This is a genomic window from Lacinutrix sp. MEBiC02595 (assembly GCF_053601555.1).
In genome coordinates this window covers 1-2,879 of sequence record NZ_JBSHNU010000110.1, presented here as the reverse complement: position 1 = coordinate 2,879, position 2,879 = coordinate 1, and the positions used below count along the sequence as shown (strand labels likewise).

The following is a 2,879-nucleotide window of genomic DNA, read 5'->3' as shown; positions in this document are numbered from 1 at the left end:
CTTAGTTTATAAAATCAAACAGAATCCAATCCGTAACGTTTTTCAGATTACATTATTCATCTGAGTAATTATTCCCTTGTTGGAAGTTCAAACTTATAGATTTTCCAATAATTTTTGTTGGTGAGTAACTTATAGATAACGGTCTTGTATATGATTAGTGGCGTGTTTAAGCACCTAATTTAGCAAATAAACACCAGATAGAAAATCCGCGAGGATTTTCGTAAGTAAGCTAAAACTAGCCATTAATTATATACGTTGTTGTGCTTTCGTTATTTATTGAGTTCTTGTTCAATTTCAATTAATATGGTTTCAATTTCATTTTTTATTCCACCCAAAAAATTTGTTCCCGCAGCTGATTTATGTAACAATGCATAGTCTATGAGGTAGTTTTCAAATTCTACAGAATTAAACAACGATTTATTATTTATGTTTTTTGAAATGGAATTGGTTTGAAAATCTAACTGTTTACTTGCTAATTTCCTAACACTACCCTCCTTATAAATAATAGATTTCAGGTTTTCTTTTACAGCCAAAGTAAAATTTATCTGAAGTTTTAAAATTTCCAATGAGCTATCAAAAGATGCAAGCCGTTGTCTCAACTTTTGATTCAAAATTAAATTTAAATTGCCTGAACTTATGATGTCATTTAACACTCCATTTGAAGGCTTAAACTGCATCTGATTGCCAAGAACTGCAAAAATTTTTTCATTCAGATATTTATCACTAACAGTGTCAAGGATTTCATTATCAAATAAATTCAACAAACCATTTATACCGTTTCTTATGGTTTCATTCTCCTTAATTGATGAATTTATTTTATCCAGATTATTATTAAATTCCGATTGCAGAGACAATAAATACTCTTGTTCTATTTTTTGTTGTTTCCTATGCTCGTTCCAATTATTTATTGAAAGTGCAATCAAAATTCCAATAACCACAAGTATAATTTCTCCAATTGCATATTTAAAATACTTTCCAGTTTTGTTTTTCTCCATAAGGTCGTAACGTATTTTTCTAAAGAATTTTATCATTGGTTAACGGTTTGTCATAATGAAGCACAACGTGTTTGTATATGCTTTGTTGCGTGATTAAGCAACTAAGTTAGTAAATAAAAACGGAATAGAAAATCCGCGAGGATTTTCGTAAACAAGCAGGAACTAGCAATAAAATATATACGGTGTTGTAGCACGTTTTTATTTTTTCAGTTGTTTCGTTGTTTTTTCTCTGAATAACAGAAAACTCATAATTATAATAATACTAATACCAATTACTAATAATCCATATTTGAATAATCCTGTTAGAAAAAATGTATGGAATCCACTATAACGACCTTTATCCGATTCTTGAACGAGTTTAGGTATTATATTAGAATTCTCTAATAATAAATAACAGACTATGCATAATAAGCTAATTATGTAAAGTTTTATGATTTTAAATTTTCTTTTATTCATCACTTAATTCTCAATCTGCTACATCGTTGTTGTTACACTTTTTTTTAATTCCGTAACCCATTATTCCGCCAACTAAAATTGTTGGAATTATTCCAAATAGAATTATCCAAAATAATGGTTTAATATAATAATCGAATAAAGCATTTTTAAGTCCATTTTCTCGTTCAATATTTTCAATTCCTTCTTGTAAAAATCCAACTGTCGACCCAAAGAATATTCCGACTAATAGAATCGTTAATAATCCAATAATTCCAATTAAAATAGAATTCCACTTTTTATGGTCAATTAGAAATTCCATTTTTTTTCCCACGTAATATCCAGCAATATAAAGTGCTGTAATTCCAACTCCTAAATTCAGAGGCCAATCAGATATTATGTCTGTTAAATCACTAAATTTTCCAAACGTAGTTATGATAAGAATTCCAGCAATAATTAGGTTTATTGTAATTCTGATATATGCTAATTTTGTTCCTTTTTTCAATATTTTATCGGTTTTTCTCAAATGTGCTACAACGTGTTTGTATATGATTAGTGGCGTGTTTAAGTACCTAATTTAGCAAATAAAAACCGAATAGAAAATCTGCAAAGATTTTCGTAAACAAGCTAAAACCAGCCATTAATTATATACGGTGTTAGCGGTTCGGGCTTTTTCCGCTATTTATTTTTAGTATCAATATTCAGTCGGAATAAAATCAAATTTGAATTTGTTTTATCAACGCTATCTCCAATCTTAAATTTCAATGCTTTAAGAAGGTTGGTTGAACTTTGATTGTCCTTATGTGTATAAGCATCAATTGTTTTTCGTCCGAGTGTTTGAATTGAATACTCAATTATTTTTTTTCCCGCCTCTCTCATAATTCCTTTTCCTTGATATTCCGTTAAAAGTTCAAATCCGATTTCGCATTTTTTTTGCTCTTCTGAAACATCAAAAAGGCAAATTGTACCCATAAGTTTTTCGTTTCCTTTTTGTGTAATTGCCCAATAAGAAAGGCTATTGTTTTTTATTTTCTCAATAAATTTCGATGCTTCTTCTAATGTTTTGCTTGGCTGTCTTCCAAGATATTTGTTTATTAAAGTATCAGAACGAAGAATAAATATTTCTTGAACATCGCTGTCCGATAATTGTCGAAGAGTCAAACGTTCAGTTGATAATATAGGGAAGGTTTTCAAATTTGTATTTTCCATTCTGTTATATAATTATTGTGTCTGATTTCGTTTCTCGCCTGACCGCTAACGTATACGTATATGGAAAGTAGCGTTTAAATAATGACTTGTCTTTCCGGCTTTTATATATTTTATAAAGAAACAAAAAATATTGATTAAACAACCAATTAGCTATTTTATATATACGTTGTTATGTTTAGTAATTTGGATATTCCGTTGGGAATCTCCAAGATTACGTAGTAAGCACTGACGCTACATAGATAC

General features: G+C 29.2%; 3 protein-coding genes. All 3 read right to left on the bottom strand.

Annotated features, from left to right (window positions below; all coding sequences use genetic code 11):
• Nucleotides 1-269 precede the first annotated feature (269 nt).
• The 3 genes from ACVCZW_RS00560 to ACVCZW_RS00550 all read right to left on the bottom strand — a co-directional run bounded on the left by ACVCZW_RS00560 (nt 270) and on the right by ACVCZW_RS00550 (nt 2,636).
• Nucleotides 270-1,031 (bottom strand): DUF6090 family protein, encoded by a 762-nt coding sequence (locus ACVCZW_RS00560; protein ID WP_203461155.1) that lies wholly within the window; start codon nt 1,029-1,031, stop codon nt 270-272.
• 430 nt (nt 1,032-1,461) lie between these two features.
• Nucleotides 1,462-1,932: a hypothetical protein gene (locus ACVCZW_RS00555; protein ID WP_452231370.1), complete on the bottom strand. Its 471-nt coding sequence runs from the start codon at nt 1,930-1,932 to the stop codon at nt 1,462-1,464.
• A gap of 173 nt (nt 1,933-2,105) precedes the next feature.
• On the bottom strand, nt 2,106-2,636 hold the full coding sequence (locus ACVCZW_RS00550) for a GNAT family N-acetyltransferase (protein ID WP_452231369.1): 531 nt from the start codon (nt 2,634-2,636) through the stop codon (nt 2,106-2,108).
• Between the last annotated feature and the right edge of the window lie 243 nt (nt 2,637-2,879).